The 23,534-nt window shown below is 55.7% G+C and carries 18 protein-coding genes; 5 read left to right on the top strand and 13 right to left on the bottom strand.

Features of this window, described 5'->3' with window-relative positions; translation table 11 throughout:
• Positions 1-88 precede the first annotated feature (88 nt).
• Positions 89-2,146, bottom strand: a complete 2,058-nt coding sequence (locus ACZ5EH_RS00980; RefSeq protein WP_464276279.1) for a hypothetical protein — start codon at positions 2,144-2,146, stop codon at positions 89-91.
• Positions 2,147-2,499: 353 nt separating this feature from the next.
• Here ACZ5EH_RS00980 and ACZ5EH_RS00975 point away from each other — a divergent pair, with 353 nt between their 5' ends.
• Positions 2,500-3,135, top strand: coding sequence for a chemotaxis protein CheC (locus ACZ5EH_RS00975; protein ID WP_464276278.1), 636 nt, complete (start codon positions 2,500-2,502; stop codon positions 3,133-3,135).
• Between the two features lie 12 nt (positions 3,136-3,147).
• Here ACZ5EH_RS00975 and ACZ5EH_RS00970 read toward each other — a convergent pair whose 3' ends face one another.
• Entirely contained in the window at positions 3,148-4,140 is a 993-nt protein-coding gene (locus tag ACZ5EH_RS00970) for an SAM-dependent methyltransferase (RefSeq protein ID WP_464276277.1), read from the bottom strand.
• Positions 4,141-4,271: 131 nt separating this feature from the next.
• Between ACZ5EH_RS00970 and ACZ5EH_RS00965 the strand changes: the two genes are divergently transcribed.
• From ACZ5EH_RS00965 to ACZ5EH_RS00950, 4 genes are read left to right on the top strand one after another with little or no spacing between them, the layout of a single operon-like run.
• Entirely contained in the window at positions 4,272-6,020 is a 1,749-nt protein-coding gene (locus ACZ5EH_RS00965; RefSeq protein WP_464276276.1) for a sensor histidine kinase, read from the top strand.
• Positions 6,008-6,388: a response regulator gene (locus ACZ5EH_RS00960; protein WP_464276275.1), complete on the top strand. Its 381-nt coding sequence runs from the start codon at positions 6,008-6,010 to the stop codon at positions 6,386-6,388. Before ACZ5EH_RS00965 ends, ACZ5EH_RS00960 begins: the two co-directional genes overlap by 13 nt.
• Positions 6,389-6,398: 10 nt before the next feature.
• Positions 6,399-7,070, top strand: coding sequence for a hypothetical protein (locus ACZ5EH_RS00955; RefSeq protein ID WP_464276274.1), 672 nt, complete (start codon positions 6,399-6,401; stop codon positions 7,068-7,070).
• A gap of 37 nt (positions 7,071-7,107) precedes the next feature.
• Positions 7,108-7,473 carry a response regulator gene (locus tag ACZ5EH_RS00950; RefSeq protein ID WP_464276273.1) on the top strand — a complete coding sequence of 122 codons (366 nt, stop codon included), beginning with the start codon at positions 7,108-7,110 and terminating at the stop codon, positions 7,471-7,473.
• Between the two features lie 184 nt (positions 7,474-7,657).
• Here the strand turns inward: ACZ5EH_RS00950 and ACZ5EH_RS00945 are convergent, their stop codons facing one another.
• The 11 genes from ACZ5EH_RS00945 to ACZ5EH_RS00895 all read right to left on the bottom strand — a co-directional run bounded on the left by ACZ5EH_RS00945 (position 7,658) and on the right by ACZ5EH_RS00895 (position 23,534).
• Positions 7,658-8,431, bottom strand: a complete 774-nt coding sequence (locus ACZ5EH_RS00945) for a hypothetical protein (RefSeq protein ID WP_464276272.1) — start codon at positions 8,429-8,431, stop codon at positions 7,658-7,660.
• Positions 8,432-8,642: 211 nt separating this feature from the next.
• Complete coding sequence (tssH, locus tag ACZ5EH_RS00940) at positions 8,643-11,423, bottom strand: type VI secretion system ATPase TssH (RefSeq protein ID WP_464276271.1); 2,781 nt, start codon at positions 11,421-11,423, stop codon at positions 8,643-8,645.
• A gap of 18 nt (positions 11,424-11,441) precedes the next feature.
• Positions 11,442-12,545, bottom strand: a complete 1,104-nt coding sequence (tssG, locus tag ACZ5EH_RS00935; protein WP_464276270.1) for a type VI secretion system baseplate subunit TssG — start codon at positions 12,543-12,545, stop codon at positions 11,442-11,444.
• Complete coding sequence (gene tssF, locus ACZ5EH_RS00930) at positions 12,509-14,242, bottom strand: type VI secretion system baseplate subunit TssF (protein ID WP_464276269.1); 1,734 nt, start codon at positions 14,240-14,242, stop codon at positions 12,509-12,511. Before tssF ends, tssG begins: the two co-directional genes overlap by 37 nt.
• A gap of 37 nt (positions 14,243-14,279) precedes the next feature.
• Complete coding sequence (tssE, locus tag ACZ5EH_RS00925) at positions 14,280-14,723, bottom strand: type VI secretion system baseplate subunit TssE (RefSeq protein WP_464276268.1); 444 nt, start codon at positions 14,721-14,723, stop codon at positions 14,280-14,282.
• A gap of 24 nt (positions 14,724-14,747) precedes the next feature.
• A complete protein-coding gene (gene tssD / locus ACZ5EH_RS00920) occupies positions 14,748-15,230 on the bottom strand; it encodes a type VI secretion system tube protein TssD (RefSeq protein ID WP_464276267.1) in 483 nt (160 codons plus the stop codon).
• 76 nt (positions 15,231-15,306) lie between these two features.
• Positions 15,307-16,794, bottom strand: a complete 1,488-nt coding sequence (gene tssC / locus ACZ5EH_RS00915) for a type VI secretion system contractile sheath large subunit (protein WP_464276266.1) — start codon at positions 16,792-16,794, stop codon at positions 15,307-15,309.
• 138 nt (positions 16,795-16,932) lie between these two features.
• On the bottom strand, positions 16,933-17,430 hold the full coding sequence (gene tssB, locus ACZ5EH_RS00910) for a type VI secretion system contractile sheath small subunit (protein WP_464276265.1): 498 nt from the start codon (positions 17,428-17,430) through the stop codon (positions 16,933-16,935).
• 103 nt (positions 17,431-17,533) lie between these two features.
• Positions 17,534-19,186, bottom strand: coding sequence for a type VI secretion system protein TssA (gene tssA, locus ACZ5EH_RS00905; RefSeq protein ID WP_464276264.1), 1,653 nt, complete (start codon positions 19,184-19,186; stop codon positions 17,534-17,536).
• A 139-nt stretch (positions 19,187-19,325) separates the two neighbouring features.
• Positions 19,326-22,844 carry a type VI secretion protein IcmF/TssM N-terminal domain-containing protein gene (locus ACZ5EH_RS00900; protein ID WP_464276263.1) on the bottom strand — a complete coding sequence of 1,173 codons (3,519 nt, stop codon included), beginning with the start codon at positions 22,842-22,844 and terminating at the stop codon, positions 19,326-19,328.
• A 15-nt stretch (positions 22,845-22,859) separates the two neighbouring features.
• On the bottom strand, positions 22,860-23,534 hold the full coding sequence (locus ACZ5EH_RS00895; RefSeq protein ID WP_464276262.1) for a DotU family type IV/VI secretion system protein: 675 nt from the start codon (positions 23,532-23,534) through the stop codon (positions 22,860-22,862).

Genomic DNA, 23,534 nt, shown 5'->3' with positions numbered 1-23,534 from the left:
GAAAACCCTCGCCGATTGGCGAGGGTTTGTCAGCATTCTGAGCCTTCCGCAAGGAAGGCTTTTTTTGTGTAGTTGGGACTGCGCGGCCTTACTGCCGCAGGCTGGGTTTGCGGTGGTAGCCGTCAACGATGGTTTCCAGGATTTTTTCCAGGTTGTTGAAGCTTCGTTGCAACCTGTCGGTGAAACTGCCGTTGAGGTCATCATCCAGCCGCAGTTTGTTGCCCCCCATGATAATGGGGATGCCGTCATGCATCTGGCGCTCTACCTTGCGCCAGAAACGTTCATCCTTTTTCTTGATGGCGTCCACTTCGCGCAGACGGGAGACCAGCTGGGTCATGCTCTTGCCCAGAGGTTCGAAGCTGTTGGCGGAAAAATGCTTGCCGTTGCCGGCAGGGGAGGCCGCCAGTTTTTCCAGCATGCGTTGCAACCCTTGGCCGGACTCCAGGGCCTTGTTGGCCTGGTGCATGAGTTCCTGCAGCGTCTTGTTGTCGGAAGCCAGATCATCGGTACGGCGTCCGAGTTCCTCGATGCGTTCAAAAGCCCGCTGTACCTGTGCTGTTACCTGCTCGAGCTTGTCTGCAAGTGCTTTGGTCTTTGTAGAAAAGGCATTTTCCATATTCTCCGCTGTGTGCAAACCTTGCTGCCGTGCCTGCTCCTGGGCGATATCGGCGAGATGAGCCGCCCATTCCTGAAGCTGGGGCGCAAAGCTGTCCTTGAAGCTGCGCACTGCGGTGCGTGCGGCTTCCGCCGCAGCGGTGGCCTGTTGTCTTGCCAGCTCCCGGGCTAGTTCGTTGGACACTGCTTCGCGCATTTCCTGCACCAGGGCGCGCTGCTCTTGTAGGGCAGCGGTCAGCTGTTTTTGCCCTTTGGCCAATGCCTGTAAGGATTTTGCGCTTTCTCCGCCTTGGCGCGACTGTAAAATCTCAAGCTCTGTCAGCCGCGAATGCAGCGTCTGCATACGCTCCGTCATGGTCTGTTGCACACCCGGGAGAATTTGTGCGGCCAACGCCGCCAGGCTGTCGGTTTGCTCTCTGCTTTCCTGCAATAAGGACTCCAGCCTTTCGCTGTGTTGTCTCTGCTCTGCGGTGGCGGCTATCATTGCTTCGCGGGTTTCGGCCGCGGCTTTTTCCATGGTCTCGCGCTGCAAACGCCCTTCTTCGCGTATCATGTGAATAAGGTGCGCCCGGGTTGCATCGGCGGCGTCCATCCTGTTTGCGATCATATCCCCTGTCTGGCGGGTCTGGTCGCTGATGATTCTGGAGAGGGCGTCGGTCTGGTCTTTGAGACCGGCGCGAAGGGATTGTCCCAGATTTTTGGTATTGAGGGTGCGCAGATGTTCGTACAGTGCGCCCATGTTGGTCTCCAGGCGTTGACCGCGTTCGCGTTGCTCCAGCCGCACGGCCTGGAGCTGACTGGTCAGGCTGCGTTCTCCTGTGCCGGAGAGTGAAGCGGCTATGTGTTGCAGCAGTTTTTCCTGACGCCGCCCCTGTTCGATCATGGATTCCGTATTACGCAGCAGATCCTGATGGAGGTTTTGGACTTGGTCGGAAAGCGGGGGTGCTTCCGGGGTGCGCAGGGCGCTTACCACGGCTTCCTGCAATTCTTGCGAATTGCGCTTCAGGTACGGGGCCAGGGCGCGCACATCATGACGCACCCCTTTGAGCATATCCAGTGAGCCGCCTGCGTGTTTCTGATCTTTGCCATAGGCCTTGAGCTGCAATTTCAAAAGACGTTTGAGTACAAACAGTTCGTTGTTTTCCAACGCCTTGCGCATCTCCACCTTGTAGTGCGTCATGGAAATGAGCTTGCCGAACAGAAGTGATAACGCAATCCCGGCAAGGGCGGTGGCGCAGGAGCCCAGCAGGCCTTTGAACATGGTTTTGGAGCCGGAAAGCAGATCCTCGGGTGAAAAACCCCAGATAAAACCGATACTGCCGCTTATGGCCCCCAGTATGCCAAGAATGGTGAACACAAAGGGGATCATTTGCAGCAGGTAACGATTGATGCTTTCGTAATCGCGAAACGCTTTTGCTACATACCAGATGCTGAACAGCAGCCAGGCTCCCATGGCCCAGTATGGAAACGGGTTGAGCTGGTAGAGGCTCTGCAGAACGTTCAGGGCTTCTGTAATGTGGTTCATATTCATTAAAAGCGCCCCCTATGGTGCGTGGGGTACATTTCCGGGCAATTTTTGTCAGTTGAACATAGCACGACGGCCTGTGAACGCAAGCTGCGTTCTGGTTAGTCGGGGACACCGTCCGTTGTCAGCAATATTCGGTCACTTCAGCAAAAGGTTTAGAGCAGGGCGTCCTTGAAAAACACCAGGTCATTTTGCATGGCCCTGAAATGTAGAAGTATGTTTCAGGACAAGACGACAGCAAAATGTTCGCCGCTTCCGCCAGGGGTGTTTTTTGCCTGCATGAATTAATAATGCAAAGGGCGGGCCTAATATGAATAATGCGATTGTTCGAGTCCTTTGGCTGTGGTAGGGGACAATGCATGAAAGAAGCTAATTCCCAAGATGGTTGCCAGGAACTGCGCCTGGATACCATGCAGCAGGACCTGCTGCAGGAGCTTGTGAATATTGGCCTGGGGCGTGCTGCAGGCGCACTGAATCAGATGACGAATACGCATGTTGACCTGGAGGCGCCATCTGTGCGCTTGGTCAAACTTTCCGTGTTGCAACGTCTGGCCCGGCTGCGGGAGCAAGAGGGACTGGATGTGGTGCGCCTCAGCTTTTCCGGCGCCATTCACGGAGGGGCGGGGCTCATTTTTACTGCGGAAAGCGGCGCCAGCCTGCTTCGGTTATTATTTGCAGGGCGCATGGAAGAGGAACAAATGGCCGACTACCGGAGCGACGCCATACGCGAGGTGGGCAATGTTGTCCTGATCTGGACCATGGGCGCCATAGGCAATGCCATTGACAGTTATTTCGAGTATTCAAAGGTCGAGTACCTGACCTCCCTGGGCGAGCTTCTTACGCAGGATGTACCGGCTGCAAATGCACTGGTTATTCGCGCGGCCTTCCGCATGCAGGGCAAGGTTGTGGAAGGCAACATCATCCTCTTTTTCGACGGCAGGCATTGCGAATCTTTGCTGCAGGCCGTGGACGCCATCATCGAGAGTAGTCTCTGATTGTTGCGGTGTTTATTCTGCTGTGTCCAGTTTGTACCAAGTGAGCTCGTGCTTGTTATGGAACAGGTGCACCAGCCGCGAACCTGGGATGGACGCAAATTCACGCGCTGTGGCGTAGTCCGTTTCCCCTTGGAATTTAAGGGTGCAGGCAAAATTGCGCACCACCCCCGTTTCCATCCAGCGATGGATGTGGGTAAGCAAGCGCGACGGGTAGCAGATCACGTCGCTGAACAGCCAGTCAACAGGGGCTTGCAATTCGCGGAGGTCCAGGGCGAAAGCGCTGCCTTGCCGCCACTCCACCCCTGGCAAAGCGGTCACCTCGGGAGCCAGGGGCGCCTTGTCTATTGTCAGAACTCTGGCGCCCAGATGACCCAGCACCCATGCCCACCCCCCTGGGGAGCCGCCCAGGTCAATGCAGAAATCATCTTTCCTGGGGCGTGCGCCGGTAAGGGTGAACAGCTCCCATAATTTGAGATAGGCCCGATTGGGGGGGCTGCTTTTGTCCTCCACAAAATGCGCCTCTCCATGCGGGTAAGGGCTCGAGCACTGCTGCGCCGCCAAAAGTGTATTCCGGTCCAAAAGCGTCCAGGATCCCAACGGCGCGGCGGGAGCCGCCTCCCCAAAAACTTGTGGCGCGGCCTTTACCGGGGGGAGCTGTTCCTGGATCAATGCTGCGCGACGGTGCTCGGTAATGGAATAGAGCGACCAGTTACGCTGCATGCCACGCAGAATTTTGGCAGCCCCTTTGATGGACGGTATGGTTGCGCGCACTGGGTGTAGCCAGATGTTTTGGACCCAGGCCGGCTCCACCCCTTCAGGGGGTGTTTCGTGCGCCAGAAAAAGTCTGTCATCCAGCTTTTCGATACTCCGGGCGGGAAAAAGCAGTGCGAGTTCTGCTTCCAGCACATCTCCCAAGCCACGCGGAGCCAGATAAGCCCGTGCTGCCGCGGCCTGACCAGCTGCAACAGGTTGCGGGGAAGATACATTGTCTTTTGTGTACATCATCGCCATTATTTCCTATATTACCAACAACAAAAAAGTTGCAAATGCAAAATGCCCCGCATTTTGCCACCCAAAGGTATCAGAACGGCCTTGCCCTTGGCGAGGCCAGCAGGCCCCCTTCTGGAGGAAAGAGCATGCCCGTGGGCAACGTATTGAAGCGTCTGTTCAAGGACATCTACATGGTTCCTGACGAGATAATCTCTGGCAGGCGCTATGCCGTACTCAAGCGGAACATCATCATCTTGATGCTCATGGTGACGTTGGTGCCTTTGGCTCTGTTGGCCGCTATCGACTATTACCAATATCAGAGCCGGCTCAAAGTCGAAATCCTGACGCCAATGCGCTCTCTGGCGAGCAAGACCAAGTTCTCCTTTGAGCTGTTCATGCGAGAGCGGCTTGCAGCGGTGAGTTTCATCGCCCAGGCATACAGTCTGGAGGATTTGACCACTGGCGAAAATCTGGGGCGCATTTTTCGTGCAGCCCAGGCAGAGTTCGAGGGACTCATAGACCTTGCAGTGCTCGACGGCAAGGGTGTGGTCCGCGCCTACGTCGGTCCCTATGCTCTTGAGGGCGAATCGTTTGCCGCTACCCCCTGGTTCAGGACCATGCAGGCGCGGGGCAAGGTTGTCAGCAATGTGGTTCGCAAGGATGGCGAGGTACCGCATCTTGTCATCGCAGTGGAGCCGGCGTCAGAAAAGGCGAACTGGTCGTTGCGCGCTGGCGTTGATATTGTGAAATTCAAGGACATCGTGGCGTCTCTCAATTTGGGCGGTGGCAGCGATGCCTTTATAGTGAACCGTGAAGGGGTGTTGCAGACGCCATCGGCCATGTTTGGCGACGTACTGGACAAGGTGCCCTTTGCATTACCCCAGGTTGGGCTGGAACCCCAGGTTTCAGAGCTGGAAAGCCCCAAGGGCACGGAACTCTACATGACCAGCGTGGCCTGCTCCCGCTCCGATTTCATCCTAATGCTGGCGCACCCAAAGGAGGAGGTGTTCCGCTCATGGTCGGCGCTGCGCGGTGAAATCGTGCTGATCTTCCTTTTGAGCGTGCTTATTGATTTTGCCGTGGTTTTCAAGCTCACGGGGATTCTCGTAAACCGCATCAAGGAATCGGACCAGAAACGGGAGCTTATGTTCCGCGAAGTGGAGCATACCCAGAAGCTTTCCTCCATTGGGCGTCTGGCGGCAGGGGTGGCGCACGAGATCAACAACCCCCTGGCCATTATCAACGAAAAGGCAGGCTTGCTAAAAGACCTCATCAGCATGACCGAGGGCCTGCCCAAGCGGGACAAATTTCTGAAGGTCACTGATTCCATTCTTGGCAGTGTCGTGCGCTGTCGTACGATTACCCATAGATTGTTGGGGTTTGCGCGCCGTATGGAAGTTCAGGTGGAAGAGCTGGAGATCAATGACGTCATGCGCGAAGTCTTGGGATTTCTAGAAAAGGAAGCCCTGTACCGCAAGATTTCTCTCGATCTGGACCTGGCCGAGAATCTGCCCCGCGTGGTGACGGACAGGGGGCAGGTGCAGCAGGTATTTTTGAATATTCTGAACAACGCCATGCAGGCCGTGGCGGATGAAGGACACATAGCGATACGGTCCTTCATGCGGGGCAGCGAGCAGGTGGCCCTCGCCATTGCCGACGACGGGTGCGGCATGAATGAGGAAACCCTGAAGCATATTTTCGAACCCTTTTTCACGACAAAAGGAAGCAAGGGCACCGGCCTCGGCCTGTCCATCACCTATGGCATTGTAAACAAGCTCGGTGGCGAACTTGAAGTGAAGAGCACTCCCGGCAAGGGCACCACCTTCACAGTGGTGTTGCCGCTCACCATCGAAAAAACAGAAGAGGACGGTGGAGGCAGGACATGCCCGGTATGATCAAGGTTTTGATAGTTGATGACGAGGAGGAGTTTGCATCCGCCCTGGCTGAACGGCTGGAGTTGCGTGACATGGAGGCCAGCCTGGCCCATGACGCGGCGCAGGCCAGGGAGCAGCTTCAAAAACAGCGGCCCGATGTCGTCTTGCTGGACGTCTTGCTGCCAGGCGAGAGCGGCTTGGATGTATTGACCGAAATTAAAAGCGAAATGCCCGACTTGCCTGTATTGCTGCTGACAGGAAGAGGCGGTGAACGGAAGGATTTGGGAATAGAGGCGGAACAGGCTTTTTGCTGTTTGGCAAAACCCGTGGATATCGACAATTTGCTGGCAAATCTGCGTGAAGCACTGCACGAGGCAGACAAGGCATAAGGAGAGCCCCTTGAGCGAACCCAAGCACCCGAGAGCCTATTTTTTCGGCCGCATGGCCGCGGCAATGACCCATGAAATGAAAAATGTGCTCGCGATCATGAAAGAATCCCGCGGCCTGATGCAAGACCTTATGGAGATCAACGAGGACATTGATTTTCCGCACAAGGCGCGGTTCATCAAGGCCATGGACACCATTGGCGCGCAACTTGACCGCGGTGTGACCATAGCTTCCCGTTTCAACCGGTTCGCCCACTCTCCGGATGCTGGCACGCGCGAGGTGGACTGCGGCGAATGGTGCGCGCTTATTGCGCATCTGTGCCTGAGACATGCCCGTAGCAAGGAGCTGGAACTGGTGGCTGAAGAGCCGGATGCGCCTCTTCTCATTGTCACGGATCCGTACCTCCTGCTGGAAACCCTGGAAGCCGGCATTCAGGTGCATTATGCCTGTACCCCGCCGGGCAGTGATGTGCACATTGGCTGTGTGCCAGCTGCGGAAGGGGTTTCCTTTACCCTGATGAGCAAGGACACTCCCCCGGATGCTGCTGTTGCGGCGGCGGATGCACCTGAAGCGGCCGTGGCTTTTGATGCGTTTTCCGAGCTTGCCGCTGCCTTGTCCGGCACGGCTGCCTGGACAGAAGACGCACTTGGTGTGCGTTTTACCATTGCTGCCTTGAACGCCTGATCGCGGATGATCACCATTATTCTGTGAGGATGACACCATGGACGAGATTACGGTGATGCTTGTCGATGACGAAGAGGAATTCGTCACCACGCTTGCCGAGCGTTTGGAATTGCGGGACATGGAAGTGCGCGTGGCCCTGAGCGGTGAGGAAGCGGTGCACCTTTTGGTGGAATTCGTTCCCCAGGTGATGGTGCTGGACCTCAAGATGCCCGGTATGGACGGCCTGGAGGTGCTGCGTGTGGTGCACAGCCAGCACCCAGAGGTCAAAGCCATCATGCTCACGGGGCATGGTTCGGAAAAAGACCGTGAAGAGGCGATGCGCATAGGCGCCTGCGATTATCTGCATAAGCCCGTGGATATTACGGAATTGACCGAACGCATCAAAAAGGCGGTGGCAGGCTGAGCCCCTTTTAGCCTTTCATGGCGCCGCAAATATTTGCGACCAGGGGCATTTCCTTACAGGCAAAACAGGGAGCGGCAGGAGGGGAGTTGTTTCAGAAGCGGGCGCCTTCCCAGGGATGAAAGGCAGAAAGAAAAGATGCGGGGAGACTGGAGGCCTTATCGGTTCCGTCTCCCCGCTGATTATTTTATTGAAGCCCCACCACGTAGACGTCGGCGTCGTCGCTTTCTGGCAGTTCGCCAAAGATCAAGGCCGCCGGCGAGCCCTGGACACGGGCGTAATAGGATTGTCCCTCAGGGAGGGCGTTTTTCACACCCCAGGCAGTGAATTCTGTCTCACCGCTTTGCAGCGTCAGCCCCTTCATGGGGTATTCCAGCACGGCTTTTTCCGGCAGCTTGCCAGAAGGACCCACACCGTGCGCCGTTATCTCAGCGCCGGATACGCCGAACAGCCCGCCACTCCAGGATCCTCCCTGTGCGGGGCCGACTTCGTACCACAAGCCCAGCCCAGGGATAGGGTAGGCGCGCAGCAGGTAGGGACTTGCCACGGGTTTGATAGGGATGTTGGCCTTGGCTGCAACCTTTGCGCCCAGTTTGGCCATGTCCAGGGTTTCAGCGTCCTTGAGCGGCGTAGGCAAGGTGGCGTTATCCAGGGTGCCACTATAAGGCACCATGATGATGGGGAAACCGTGCCCCCTGCGGTCGTGCAGCATCAGGGCCAGCATGGACAGGCCAAAGCGTACGCTCTCCTTGGCGAAACTCTCCCTCGCGCCGCAAATGATCCAAAGATGATTTTCCGGCTTGAGCAGCTCGGGCGCTACGTTGGACCAGGCCAGTTTTTCCAGGTCGTCTTCCCAGAAGTGCCCCCCAGTGTCCAGGCCGTAGCGCTGGGCCGTGGTGAACACCTTCTTGGCCGCCACCTCGTCCTTATCCAGGGCCGTGATCCAGATGCTTTTCTTCATGTCTGCTCCTGCTGCGAATTATGTCAGTTAAGAGGGGGGCGAGGGGACACCATGAGAAAATAGTTCTTCCCTTAGCGCTTCCCTTCCTAATCTAAAATACATTTACACCAAAAAAATAAACAAAAGTCTTTGAAAGAGGGGGCCGGGGAGACACCTTTCTGCAGAAAGGCTTCTCTCCGGAAAAACTTTCAATTTGCTGTAATGTCAGCAGTTAATCGTCGTGGCCGAAATCCATGGTGAATTCGCCGTCCTTGTCCACGTCCAGGTAGACCTTGCTGGGCATGCCGCCTTCGGTCATGTGCTCCAGAATGGTCTGGGAGAGTTGGGGCAGGACGTTGCCATTGAGGATATAGTCGATGTTGCGCGCCCCTGTTTCGACTTCGGTGCAGCGATCGGCGATGGTGTCCACCACCTTGTCACCGTAGGTGAGCTGCATCTTGTTGTTTTCCAACAGCATGGTTTGCAGCTTGGAAAGCTTCAGCTTGACGATGTTCTTCATGGCCGCCGGGTTCAGGCTGCGATAGGGAATCACGTTCATGCGCGCCAGCAAAGCGGGCTTGAAATGTTCAGAAAGCAGGGGGCGCACAGCGCCGAGGACGGCGTCGAAGGGCATTTCCTCGCCTTCGGCTTCCTGCGCGGTCATTTCCTGAATCACGTCGGTGGCCAGGTTGCTGGTCAGGATGAGGATGGTGTTTTTGAAGTTGATTTCCTTGCCTTCACCATCTGTGAGCACGCCCTTGTCAAAGACCTGGTAGAAAAGTTCCATGACGTTGATATGCGCTTTTTCCACTTCGTCCAGCAGCACCACGGAGTAGGGCTGCTGGCGTACAGCTTCGGTGAGCATGCCGCCTTCGCCGTAACCGACGTAGCCCGGAGGGGAGCCAATGAGACGGCTGACGGTGTGGCTTTCCTTGAATTCGCTCATGTTGATGGTCACTATGTGGCGCTCGCCGCCGAAGAGCAGGTCGGCCAGGGACAAACCGGTTTCGGTCTTACCCACGCCGCTGGGGCCTACCAGCAGAAACACGCCGATGGGTTGATTGGGATTCTTGATGCCGGATTTGGCGGCCTTGATGACCTTGGCCATGGCGTCAAGCGCCTGGTTCTGCCCTTTGATGCGTTCGCGCAGGCGGTCCGCCAGGTGCAGAACCGTCTGTGATTCGTCGCGCTGCAATTTGCCCAGAGGCACGCCTGTCCAGTCCGAGACCACCTGGGCCACAACGTCGGGACTAACCTCGATGCGGATCAGGGGGTCTTCTTCGCAGAGCTGCTGGAATGCCGCGTCAGCTTCCTTGAGCTGGGCCTTGAGTTCGTCCACGGACGCCTCAGGAGCAGGGGCGGGGGCGGCTTCCTCTGCAGGCGCTGCAGCAGCGGCAGGGGCGTCACCTTCTGCAGGTGCATCATCTTCTGCAGGTGTCTCGCCTTCTCCGCCCGTCACTTCCACCTGGGGTATGGGGTCTCCCTGGGTGATGGCGATGATCTGCTGCCGCAGGTCGATGACCTTTTGTGCAGCGTCTTTCTGCTCGTTCCAGCTGGCCTTTATGGTTTCGGCTTTTGCGTTCAGGTCTTCTATGCTCTGGAGCACGTCGTTGTATTTGTCTTCGTCAATGTCGATATCATTGTCGCGATCGCGTTCCAGGGCGCGCTTGACGCGCTCCTTGGCCTGGATGGCGCGTTCCGTGTCTTCGAGCACGGGGGGCTTGCCCGTGAGGTTGATCTTGATACGCGCACAGGAGGTATCCAGAAGGTCGATGGCTTTGTCAGGAAGAAAACGCCCCATGATGTAGCGGTCCGCGTATTCCGCCGCTGCTTCCACGGCGTCGTTGCGCACGATGACTTTATGGCTCTGCTCGAATTTCTCTTTGAGTCCCTGAAGGATGAGCACCGAAGTGGAGACATCGGGCTCCTTGAGAGAAATGAGCTGGAAGCGGCGGGCCAGCGCCGGATCTTTCTCAAAGTATTTTTTGTATTCGCTCCAGGTTGTGGCGGCGCAGGTGCGCAGTTCGCCACGGGCAAGGGCGGGTTTGAGCAGGTTGGCGGCGTCGGAACCGCCTGCCTGTCCGCCGGCGCCGACCAGGGTGTGGGCTTCGTCAATAAAAAGAATGATGGGCTTTTCAGAAGCCTTGATCTCGTTGATGACGCCTTTGAGGCGGTTTTCAAACTCACCCTTCATGCCTGCGCCGGCTTCCAGTGCGCCCATGTCCAGCCCCAGCAGGCTGACGCCCTGGAGCATGTCGGGCACATCGGCTTCGGCTATGCGCAATGCCAGACCTTCGATGGCGGCCGTCTTACCAACGCCGGGTTCGCCCACCAGAATGGGGTTGTTCTTGCGCCGGCGGGCCAGCACATCAACAATCTGTCGTGTTTCCTCGTCCCGGCCGAAAACGGGGTCGATTTTGCCTTCCCGGGCGCGTGCGGTGAAATCAACGCAGAAACGCTGCAAAAAGCTGCCTTCGCCCTGTGGACCACCGGCGGGGCCTCCCTCACCGGGTTTGCCTTCGGCAATGGGGGCGGATTGTTCGCTGGAGCCTTTGACAATGGCCCAGAATTCTCTCTGCAGGGTTTCGCGGTTGATGGCCTTGAACAGGTCAACGTAGCGCCCTGTACCGTAAAAGGAAGGCTTGGCCAGAAAAGCCAGGAGCACGGCGCCGCTGCGCATGCGCGCTTCGCCCATGTCCACGGAGCTGACGAGCCAGGCGTCCTCGAAAAGTTCGATGAGGATGGGCGAAAACACGGGCTTTCCTGCATTACCGGTTTTGGCGTCTTCCAGGGAATCGGTGAGTGCCTGCAGCACACGGGACGGGTCTATCTCGAAACGGCGAAGGATCAGCGGCAGGTCGCTTTGTGGTGTCTCCAGGCATTTGAGCAGAAAATGCTCGACCAGAATTTCGTAATTCGTGCGCGAAACACACAGCCCGGCTGCATTGTGCAGGGCAGTGGTGCAAAAGCCGTTAAGCTTGGTAAGCAATGCTTTCATGTCCACATTGACCATGGTGTCGCTTCCTTTGTTTTACAGTGTATTTTCACGGGGATGAAATATGGCCTCGGCAAGCCCGGGGGACTCTGACGAGAAACTCCATGTGTCGAGCCCCAAGGCGGACCAGGACATATTGCCGAGTTGCACACAGTGGACCTCTTCTGGCTGTACGACAAGCTCTATGTCACACTCCAGAGGTTCCACCAGATAGAGCTGGATGAGTTGAACGATCCATTCATAGCGATCAGTGCCCGGGAGGCAGTCATGGTACTTTGTTGCATCCATGGGACCGATACGGACCTTGATTTTGCCCAGGCGGTCGTCCACCATCTCTCCCAGCACGGCTTCTTCGCCCAGAACATTGTTGACTATGCCTAGCTGCAGCCGCTGATCCTCAGGAATGCAAACACGGCGGTGTACGCAGGGCTCAACGTCCACAGGTACTTTTCCCAAGGCATCCGAAAGCATGGTGGCCAGCCCCATGGCGGAGCGTGGCCATTGGGTGAAGAGACCAATGTAACGCAGTAGTTGGTTGGGATGTTTCACCTTTGCGCGCAGTTCCGGCATGCCGAATCCACACAGGCAGAACATCCGCTCAATGTAGTCCTTGTCCTGCTCGTCCACCACCTTGATCATGGCCCGGTATTTGGTCCAGGCGCGGATCAACAAGGGGTAGAGAGGGATATTGACGATGTCGATGAAATCGCGGACCACGTCCACGTCTTCATTGGCATCATCCAGCAATTCTTCCGTATAGAATGTCGGCAGGGGCGATGAAGCGCCATATAGCCCCAGAAAAGTGGCTGTAATATGGTACTGGAGCGAGTCTTCGTCCCGCTCTTCGCGCATATCGGTCATGTCCGTGCCTGGGAAACCCAGGGACATGTCCGGCCGCACACGCAGGTTTTCGGAAAGGAAACGCTCGTCGTCGCGCATGCCTTCGCGCCCTGCGTAATATCGCAGGAGGCGAATGGCCTGGAAAAAGGAGTAAGCCGGCGTGTTCTCCAACAAATCTTTTTTGATGGAGAACTGCTCGCGCGCAGGTTTGCCCGCAAGCTCCTTCTTTTTCGGCTGCGCTGATTTTTTCTTTGCTGGCTGCTTTACAGCAGCAGGCGGTCGCCTATCCGCATCGGCCATTGATAGGTCTCTCCTGAATGCTGATCGTCCATTGTGCATCTGGTGAAACTATTGATGCTGGAATAACTTGCCAGGAAGCGATCGAGCACGGTGCCGAAAAGGAACAGGTCGCCGTTGCTCGCGAAATTGCCGCCATCGGCCTTGATGGTGAGTTCTCTGCCGCGCATCATCTGCCCTTTGACGAGGCGATCCGATGTGTGTGCTGTTATATCCAAGAGGCCTTCGACGCGTTTTCTGTTGGCAATCACGGCTGCGCGGTTGCGGGTGTCCGGCAGAATATACAATTGCAGCAAGGAGCGCAGATTTTCCGAATTGCACAGGGAAAGATAGTTAAGGGAAAGATGTGAGAGCAGGCGCCAGAGCAGATCCTTGCCTATGGGAGGCTGCACCACAGCCGTAGGGGGATGAATATTGCGAAAATTCAGTAGGCTGGGGGAAGTCTCAGTGGGTTGGGATATGTCGCCCAACTGCAAGCTTTCCGGCAGATAAGCGTTGGTGCAGAGCAGGTCGATGGAAAGGGTTTCTGTCTGCGGCACGGCAGTGCCCCTGGGATATGCAACAGAGATATACATCTCGCTGTTTTCACCAATGGGGGAGATGCGCCGATTGATATGGTAAATTGCCGTGTCGCCTGTCTGGGCGCTGATCATTTCAAAAGGGACGTATTCGCGCTGCTTCACTGTACCTTTCACAAAACCTATGACCTGTTCCAGGGAATATACCTGGAAGTTGCCGCCCCTTTGATCTGCAGGGCGCACCCTGTACTCGGTGTGGCGGTGGTCCAGCAGAATGGGCTCGGCAGAATGCTTAAAGACATTGATGGCCGGGGAGGCGCCAAGAATGAAATGTTCTTTTTTGAACTGGGGCGCTTCGTGGGTCGGGGGCGCCAGGTCAAATGCGAGTTCAAAGCTGTTGCCCGAACCGCGGTCGGTCCAGTGTTCGAAGCCTTCCACCTCGAAAAAGAGAAATTTATGCGGCAGGGTAAAATATTCCTGCAATAACCGGTACCCGGGAAAGCTGTAGCTGGGGTAGGGCAGCAGGGCCTCGTTGAGCTCGAAACCCACAGCCTTCAGGTTTTTTCTGGGCAGGGTTACGCTTTGTCCGCCCTGACCGGGAACTATGCGGATATTGCGGGTATTGTTCAGGATGAGATGGTAGCGGTCCGCAGCGTTTTCATAGCTGCCGCCTATGAGCAGCCTGAGTTTTTTGGCTTTCCAGTCCTGCAAGGTGGGGCCCGTGATGCGGAAGAAAAGACGCAGCTGCATTGCGCCGCCAGGCGCCTTTTCCAGGCGGGCGTCGCTCAGTTGCAGGGGGTGCACCTCCACGTCGTAGCTGGTGGTGAACAGGCAACTGGTGCCGTCCACAGGCACAGAGGCAACCGCGGAACCGGCCTCCACGTTCATTATCTCCATCAGCCCGGGTTTGGGCGTGAATTGGATGATGGTGGCGGAAGGAATGGGGCGCAGATAATGTGGCAGTATGATCTGCAGCAGACTGTGCAGGATTTCCGGAAACTGGTCGTCGAGCTTTTCGCGAATGAGTCCGGAAAGAAAGGCCGTGCCTTCGAGCAGACGCTCCACGTCCGGATCGGAGGTGGGGCCGCTGAGCATGGGCGCAAGAGCGGGGTGCGCCTTTGAAAACTCGACAGCCAGTTCTTTGAGATGGGCCAGTTCCTGCTGGTAGTATGTGTTTATCATGTTCTCTGGCGGCTAGTGGAAAAAATGGATGTCACGGTCATGAATTCACCGTGATTTTGCCGTCGGACTGCACCACACTCTCGAAGACCACTGGAAAATCCTGTCCCTCAAGGTCCAGTTTGCCCATGATGCGAAATTTTAAGGCGAGCACGTCGTCTTGCTGCTCCTCAAATTCGATCCGTGCATCGGTGAGTCGGGTTTCAAATTTGTTGATGACTGCGGAAATGCTTTCTTCCATCTGCTGTACGGCGTCGGAAGCATAGGAACCGGCAATGTCCGTGAAGTCTGGGACGCCATAGTCCGGTGCAATGGGCACTGCGCCCTGCTTGGTGTTGAGAATTTTCTGCACGTGGTGCAGCACGGAATTGAGCATTGCGTTAGGATCTGAACCGCCGCGGCGTTCAGGATCCTTTTCTATGTTGCGGATACGTTCCAGTAGCCTGTATTCTTTCATGATGATCAAGAAGACCCGAGCCGGCATGCGCCAGCCCGGGCCTGTTCAATTCTAGTCGCCCTTCCAGGAGTCGGTGTACTCGATGTTGCCATCGTTGTAGGTCCACGTAATCTTGGAGTAGGTAAAGCAGACTTCTTCCATGTCGTGGAACGGCTTGTTGTCCGGCAGGAAGGTCATAGGCGTGTATTGACGCATATTAACGATAATGGCTTCGTTAAGCTTGATGGTGAAGTACTTTTCTTCGGTGCCATCAGGCTTGATGCGGTAGTGGTCGATCTGTACGTCGCACTGCTCACCCTTACAGGTGGCTTGAAAGAGTTTGGGCGTTGCCTGGTCCTTGTGCTTGACTACACAAATGGGATTGTGGATGCGCTGGCCGGTAGGCAGGCCGGTGTGCGTATCCTTGGGGATCTCCACATTGTGCTCAATCTGGTACACCAGGATGGTGTCTTTCTTGTCGCCACTTTGGGTGCAATCGCCTTTGATATCACCCTGACTTTTGCCTTTGACCTTCATGTAGGAAGTAAGCGCCATGTCCGTAATCTCCTTACGTCTGCAGTTGGTGAAGTGCGGTAGTTGACTCTACGCCAACCCCTTGTATGGGGACTCGCTATTCCTTATCCAGCTTGCCTACCAGAGACAGTGTGAAAGAGGCGCCCATGTACTTGAAATGGGGGCGCATCTTCATGGACACACTGTACCAGCCGGGATCGCCTTCCACATCCTGAACATCGATTTGGCACATGCGCAGGGGCCGCTTGCTGCGGACTTCCGGCGCAGGGTTGTCCATCTCTGTAACGTACTGTGAAACCCACTTGTTGAGTTCCTGTTCCAGATCCTGACGTTCTTTCCATGTACCGATGTTTTCGCGCTGGATGACCTTGATGTAGTGGGCCAGCCTGTCCACGATCATCATGTACGGAAGCTGTGTGGAAAGTTTATAGTTGAGTTCCGCTTCCTTGCCTTCCTTGGAAGTGCCAAAGAATTTGGGCTTCTGGCAGGAGTTGGCGGAGAAGAACGCTGCATTGTCGCTGCCTTTACGCATGGTCAGGGCAATAAACCCTTCTTCGGCCAGTTCGTACTCGCGGCGTTCCGAGATGAGCACCTCTGTGGGAATCTTGGTCTGGATGGCGCCCATGGCCTCAAACTGGTAAAGAGGCAGGTCTTCCACTGCGCCGCCGCCCTGGGGACCGATGATGTTGGCACACCAGCGGTACTTGGCAAAGCTGTCCGTAAGGCGGGAAGCAAAGGCGAAAGCCGTGTTGCCCCAGCAAAAGTCATCGTTGCCGGTGGCGACGTCTTCCTTGTAATTAAAGGTCTTGGTCGGCTCGGTATCCGGACCGTAGGGCAGACGCAGCAGAAAACGCGGCAGGGTCAGGCCCACGTTGCGCGCATCTTCAGACGCACGGAAGGACTGCCATTTGGTGTATTGCGGCATTTCAAAGATGGCATGCAGATCCTTCAGGTTGGGCAGCTTGTCCCAGGAATCGATGCCAAAGAACTCGCGTCCTGCAGCGGCCAGGAAGGGAGCATGGGCCATGGCCGCAACACTGGCGGTGTACTGCAGCAGCTTCATGTCCTGCGGACCGGGGCCGAACTCGTAGTTCGCCACCATGGCGCCGTAGGGCTGGCCGCCGAACTGACCGTATTCAGCCGTGTACACGCGGCGGTAAAGTCCGGATTTCGGCACTTCGGGAGCGTCTTCAAAGTCGTCAAGCAGGTCCTGCTTGCTGACGTTGAGCACTTCAATTTTGATATTTTCGCGAAAATCAGTGCGGTCCACAAGAAACTTGAGCGAACGCCAAGACGATTCGAGCTTTTGGAAATCCGCGTTGTGGATAATGGCGTCCACTTGGCGAGAAAGCTTTTCATCGATCTGGGAGATCATCTCGTCTACAAGATTGCCAGATATTTTGGCGCCTTGGCGCTCAGGCTTGACCATTTCCTCCAGAAAAGCCTGCAATCCGGCCTTGGTGGTGGAGTAGTATTCATCTGAGGGTTTGAGCTTGGTAGCTTGAACGATATCGTCGAGCAACGACCCCTCGGCCGCTTCGGCCTGGGCAGTTTGCTGTTGCGCCTGGGCTTGTTCGTCTGCCATTCCACTTCCTCCTGTTATCGCTCAGAGCAGGGGGTTCAAAGCATTCTGCTCTCAGGGCCGCCGGCCGGATATCTTAATGCCGGGGGAGCCGTTTTGATGTCATCAAACGGAAAAAATTCCGTCTTGCGCACCTAGGGGTTATTCTTCGACGTCAAGTTCCTTGAGCAGCCTTTCACGCGCACCATCATCCTTGACCAGTTCCTGAACTTTCTTACGGAATTCGGGAACGTTGCCAAGGGGCCCTTTAACAGCTTTCAGTGCATCACGCAGTTCCATCAGCTTCTTCAGTTCAGGAACCTTTTGCACGATGGCATCCGGTGAAAAGTCCTTGAGGCTGTCGAAATCGAGCTTTACGCCCATTTCGTCTTCCTCTTCACCTTCCTTGGGCGCAGCCAGTTTGTTGGGCACCACGATATTCAGTGAAAGGTTGTGGGCCTTCAGCACATCGTCAAAATTGTCCTTGTCGATGCTGATAGGATCACGATCTTCCACCATGCGCTCGTCTGACTGCTGCGTGAAGTCGCCCATGACCAAGAGCTTCAGTGGCAGTTCCACTTCTTCCTTGGCATCGCCGGTCGCAGGCTTATACGTGATGTTAACACGCTCCTTAGGAGCGACGGAGCCTTCTTTCGCCATTGATTGAACCTCCTGCTGGACGTTGTATGCGGATTAGTTTTTTGTAGTCCAAAAACCTACTTTATTCCGTGAAGATTGTCATTACTTCCTGGTGAAATTCCTATCAACTTACACCTGAAATCTTGATTGCCTCTGCGGGACTGATGCGCGCAAGCCGCATAAGAAGCTCGCGACCCTTTGCCGCACTTTCTTCATTGGCCAGGGCTTCACAGGCATCGCACCCCAGGCGTAGCGTCTCCACAGCCAGATCAGGGGCAAATTCCTCCACCCTGAATGCTTCTATATCGGCCAAAGCCTGTTCAACCATAGAGAGTGCGAGATCGGGTTTGGCGGCCTGCAACAGAAAACGCCCTGTGCCATTGCGCCAGAGCAGACGCTCCCGTGCCGTGCCGGCCTTGTTCAACCCTTGCTGCATCAGTTCAGCGGCGGCAATGGCCTTTTTGTCTTGCAACAGGGCGCGGGCGTCCTGCAACGCTTGCGCAACATCTTGCTTTGCAGGATCACCCCCTGCTGCCGAGCCGCTGCCTGCGCCCAGTCCCAGGGTATTCAGCCAGGTCCTTGTGTTCTGGTCCGCAAAGGGTGTTCCATCAGAAAAAGCCAGATTTTCTATGCCTTGCATGCGCTCCACCAGCAACAGCGTTTCGGCGGCTACGGCTTTGGCTGCGTCGGCATAGGCAGGGCCCATGTTTTCCAGAGCCGTTGCTGTGAAGCGCGTCATGTCCAGCCAAAAGCGAAACTCATTGATGCGAGATTCACTGGCCTTGATGGCGCTCTCCCAATTGACGTTTTGCAGCAAATTCTCAATGGGTCCTTTCACCGCGTCTTCCGGCGGTGGCAGCATCGTTTTGCCATCGGATGCAGGGGGCGGTCCGGATAAGGGCAACCACGCCGCCATACGTCGCAGACGATAGGACAGTGGGTTGGTGGGGTCGTTTTCGAGGTAAAAGTCCGCAACCGTCAGCAGTTCGTCAAGCCCTGTGCGCAAGGCCTCTTGTGCTTCCTTGTCGGATTTGGCGGGATGTGCAGAAGCTTTTCTGCCAGAACTTGGGGGTGGCGGACTCGGAGCAGGCGACTGTTTAGGGGGCGCGGCCGGCTGTGGCGCAGGCTGTGCGGTTGCCTGCTGTTGCTGCTCCTGAGGCGCGGAAGGGGCGCTTTGAAATTCTTCTGGCTCTGGTTGCGGCTCTGGTTCCGGTTCCGGTTCGGGTTGGGCTTCTTCCTCTGCAGGCGCCATGTCGAGATACGTCAAGAGCTGACGCATTGAAGGCGCATCATCGCTTTTTTCCGCTAGGGTTGCGTCCAGATCTCCCAGACTTTTCTTGGCTGCAGCCATCTGCTCCGCCGCAACAGGGGCGTCTTCCGGCAAGGATTTGATGAACGCTTCCATGCGCTCTTCCCACCAGCTGATGGCGTTCAGACGTCCCCGCATGCGACGTTTGGGAGGGTAAAGGGTGTCCCAAAAATTGGAGACAAGATCGTTTAGAAAACCAACACCAACGGTAAAGCCTTCGAAACCGTGTGTTTTGGTCAAGCCCGTTACCAGATAGACGGCAACGAGCAAATCTTTTGACTTTTCACTGAGGATTGCAACGCAAAGATTAGTAACCCGTTTCCAATCAGTGCCTTCTCCAGTTGCAGAAGCAATGGAAAGCTTGTCAATTTCCTGTTGCAGTTCTTCGAATTCGGGTTCGTAATGAGCGTCGTCGCCGGCAGGTTTTTCAGGGCTGATAGGATTCTGCCCAAGCTCGCGAACTTTCATGCACTAAGGTCCTTTGACTTCTCAGGTGCAGAACTGTTCGAACGGTCTACGATTCTGCGGCAGAGAGAGTTGTATATTCTATGGATGGTAGTTGAAAATACAATATCCTGTTACCCCCCATAGCATAATAAACTCTCCACTAAAAGACCCAAGGTTCGACAACAACCTGTGGGACTGAAAATTCTCTTTTGTCGAGCATCTGAATAAGTGGCGTGCCGCCCGTAATAGAATAGGTGACTACGATTTCCGTGATTCCCTGGAGTTCCAGATTCTGCTGCTGCTCTGGAAAATCCGATGGCGAGAAAACACGGGTGCCGTACTGGAAGTCTTTAAGGAATTTGGCAAAACCAAGATCACCTTCGTAACGTCTGGTAAGATCGAAAGAGTCAAACTTGATGGTGAATACGGTATCGCCGCATTGATCCTTTTTCCATGTGAAGTCTGTAGTCTGCGGAAAGTTCAGGTTTTCGAGTGTTTGTGGCTTCGGCGCACAGTCCAACGTGAGCAATGTCGCGTATGGGTCGAGATCCGTACCCTGGTTGGTGTCGGTGGGAAAGCCCTGGATGGTCACCTGATACTGGTCTTTGCCTTGCTGGGTCTGCGCCGCCCCTTGCTCCAGAAAACGGAAAAGCTTGTCATCGAACGGAAAGCGTTTTCCGTAAGCGCTCTTGGCAAAATAGCCAGCGGCATTGCGCCCCAGAAATGGTTTGGCCGGGCCTTCTGCAAATTTCCAGGCTGCTCCTTTTTGCTTATCAAAAAGAAGTTCGGGCAATTTGTTTTGCGGCGCGTCGGCAACGGCTGCCAGAACAATGGATTCGTATTGGTTCTGCATTTCTCTGGCGGCTTCTATTATGGTGAAGTCCATGAGAAAACGCAGGGGGCCGCCAATGACATCCCAGACGAACTGATCGTTACTGCCGGTTTTGCTGACCAGGTGCTCCATGGATGCCAGAGACTGGTTTGCCTGATGGAAGGGGGATTTGCTGTCCTTGTCTGTTGCCTTACCACCGCCCTGGAAAAATCCGGAGGCCATGTTCAATGCTGCATCGCCCGTCAAGGTCGCGGGCAGGATATCAGAGAGGGCGTTGTCATACTTGTCGTAGGCGTCCACCGCATCCATCAAAGAAGCGCGCTGTTTAAGTGAATCCGAATCATCAGCGGCCTTATCCTTGCTATCGCTTTCCGCGTCGCCGGCAAGCGCCTTCAGCAGATTCTTGCCAGTGTCCACATCCCGCATGAGAGTGCTTTCGGCCTTGGCCACATCGCGTTTGTCATCCATGTTCTGGATGGAGGCGAATCGCATGACGGTTTGTACCCACTGCATTTGCAGCGAGTTGTCGTCTTTCAAAGGCTCAAGCTGCTTTGCCAGGCTGCTCATGAGTTGAAAGTAGGGGTTCTGTTCACTGGCCATGGAAGAGGCCAGGGTCTTCCATTCGAGGTATGTGCGCTCCCAGTTTTCGCCGTCAGGAAAATGCACGGCAAAGGTCTGCCAACTGTTGGCGTACTGCTGCAGATACCATTTCCGGAAGGTCTGGACCCTTTTGTCCAGTTGTTCCTCATTTTGCAGTGCGGTTTCCACGCGTTTGAGGAATGAATCGATGCGCTCCTTGCCCTGGAGCGTGTAGGCCGGGGGAACCGAAGCAGTATCATCGGGCGATTGCGCAGTGAGCCCCCAAAATTGGGCCATGGTTACGGAATCGAGGTCTGGCTGATCGTTTGCCCAGTCTACCAGCCAGTAGAGTTCAGTCTGACGGGCCTTGAGCACTGAACGCAGAAATCCCATGAGCTGCTGGCGTTCACGCAGCAGATCGGATTGGTTCTTGGTCAGTTCCAGATAGGTTGTGTAAAGCTTATCAAAATATTCAGCAACTTCTGGAATGATGCTGGCTTCCACCTGGGTGAAGACACGCTCGTCAGGCATGGGTTCGGATTGAAGTTTTTCCGGGTCAGCACCGGAGAGCTGGGCGTCAATGAGATTGATGCGTCCAACAATATGCGCGATGTAGCGTGTGAGCTGTTGTTCGGGGCTGTCCTGGTTAAGTGCGGCAATGTTCTGGTCCAGCGCCAGGTCAAGCCGGCTCAGCAACCCTTTGCGGAAGATGTCGGTAAAGAGGCCTTCGAGTTTGTGCTCGGCCAGAAGGCTCTGGTCAAAGCCCATGCGCGGCAGCAGCCAATCCCGGTTCAGAACCTTCATGCGGAACAGTTCTTCACGGAAGTCATCCATCAAGATCAGATCTTTGCGCAAGTCTCCCGTGAGTTCGGGAACGGTGTGAAAGTCTTCCGTAAATTCCAACAGAGCCTGGCGGTTTTTGATGTAGGAAAAGCTGATGAGCCCGATGAAACAGAGGATGACGGCCAGAGCCGCTGTCATGCCCATGGCATGAGTCAGAGTCCGCCAGCGTACGAATTCAAAGAGGGGAGAGTAGAGCCGTCTGTCTCCAGGCAGCACCTTGGAGAAAAAGTCATGAAGGAAAAGACCTTTATGGGTGTCCGGGCGCTTTTGGACCTGCAGCCGGAAGTCTTCCAGCACTTTGGGCAGGTGGGGGAGGGCATCGCCCTCTTGTCGTCCGCTACCAAAATAAATACCACGTAAGAAGGGAGTTTCCTGGAATGGGTTGCTCTCGAACAGGGCCTCGGAAAAGCGCGCCAACCCAGGTTTGAGTGCGTTTATCTCCTGGGGCAGCAGAACCAGGGCGGGATCGGCCTCCGGGTGCCGGTCTGCAAGCCAGATGCGCAAGTCCTTGAGCCTGTCGGCAACGGTATCGACGGCTTCCTTGGCGCACTCCTCAGGGGAGCGCTTGGGGTGATCGTTCATCCACCCCATGGCCTGGTTCAGGTCGCCTTTGTTCAAAAGCGCGCTGAAACTCTTCATCCCCATGAGCCGGTCCGTTTTTGTGATCAGCACATAGACGGGGAATGTAGCGCCAAGAGCCCGCATGAGCTCGTCCGCTCGCCGGCGAATGCTGCGGGCATCGCGCACAATGGCGTCCATATCATCATCAAAAAGACGCTCGGCCCCTATGGTGACAACAAAGCCGCTGATGGGTTCCTTTTTACGGTGCTTGGTAAGCAGCGTAAGAAATTCACGCCATTCTTCCCGGTCCAGGGTCTGGTCCACGCTGGTTGCGTAGCGCCCCGCCGTGTCCATGATGACGGCATCGTCCAGAAACCACCAGTCGCAATTGCGGGTGGCGGATATTCCATCCGCGGGGGTGACATCCGTCAGGGGGGAGTGCAGGCGCGCGCTTTTGACGGCCGTTGTCTTTCCCGAGCCTGGAGGGCCCATGAGCAGATACCAGGGCAAAGCATAGAGCGGATTGCCCATGCTGCTCAGCCGGGACTCCTTGAGCACGCGCAAGGCTTGCCGCCAGCGCTCCTGCAGTTCGTAGGCGCTGCGGGCTTCCTGGGCGTTGGTGGCCTCGATGCGCTCCTTGTCCTGGTCTATGACGCGCTTGACGAATTTGCGCTCTCTGCGGCGGAAAAACCAACGTTTGAGAAAAAGCAGAAAAAGAACCAGACCGAAAACCCCGGCAAGCAGCACCAAGGCCATCCACCATGGCCAGCCTTCGCGGCTGGACAGCCAAAAGGCGCCGACCACGGCTCCAGCGATGAGCAGGATGTAGAGAAATATCTTGGCTGCGGCCAAAAGGAACTTCATCTGCTTACCTGATGTCTAGTTCATGGCCCCAAAAAACTGGAGCAGGTCAATGTTCAGGCTGTTTCTGTAGAACAGGAACAGCTCTATAGCTATGGCTGCGGCCACAACGGGTATCAGCAGCGAAACCCAGTCAAAAGGGCGGAAAATAGCTTTGCTTTTGGCGCTTTTCCCGGAAAGGTAGGCTTCAGGGAACAGCTTGATGCCAGCCAGGTCTGTTTCATCGGCCAGATCGCCCAGCAGCTTTTTTATGTTGCTTTGGCGAATATTCTCCAGTTCCGGCAGTTCATCTTCTCTGAAAAAGCGACCATGAAAGCCAAGGCTGAGACAAAGCGTGTATACTTCAAGCACTGGTTTACGGTTGTCATCCAGTCGCTCAAGCCGTTCAAAAAACTCCACACCGGCGTTATTGGTATTGAAAAATTCACGTTGGAGCTGGTTCTTGCGCCACTCTGGCATGCCTTCCCAGGAAGAGGTAAGCACTTTTTCATCAATCCAGGCGCAAATGGCGAACTTGGCGTCAATGGTGTCGTCAGTTGAAAAGCCGCCGCTTCTGGCCGCTTCTCCAGCCTTGTTCAGGATGCCTTCAATATCCTCACGCGCACGGTCAAAGCTTTGCCCTCCCTGTTCGCTGCCGCGTAACAGGTACAAGGTGTAGCCTATGGCATCCATATAACAGTCGATCAAGCGCAT

Source organism: Desulfovibrio biadhensis (assembly GCF_055388615.1).
The sequence above is the reverse complement of the archived record's forward strand: the minus strand, read 5'-3'. Positions and strand labels throughout refer to the sequence as shown.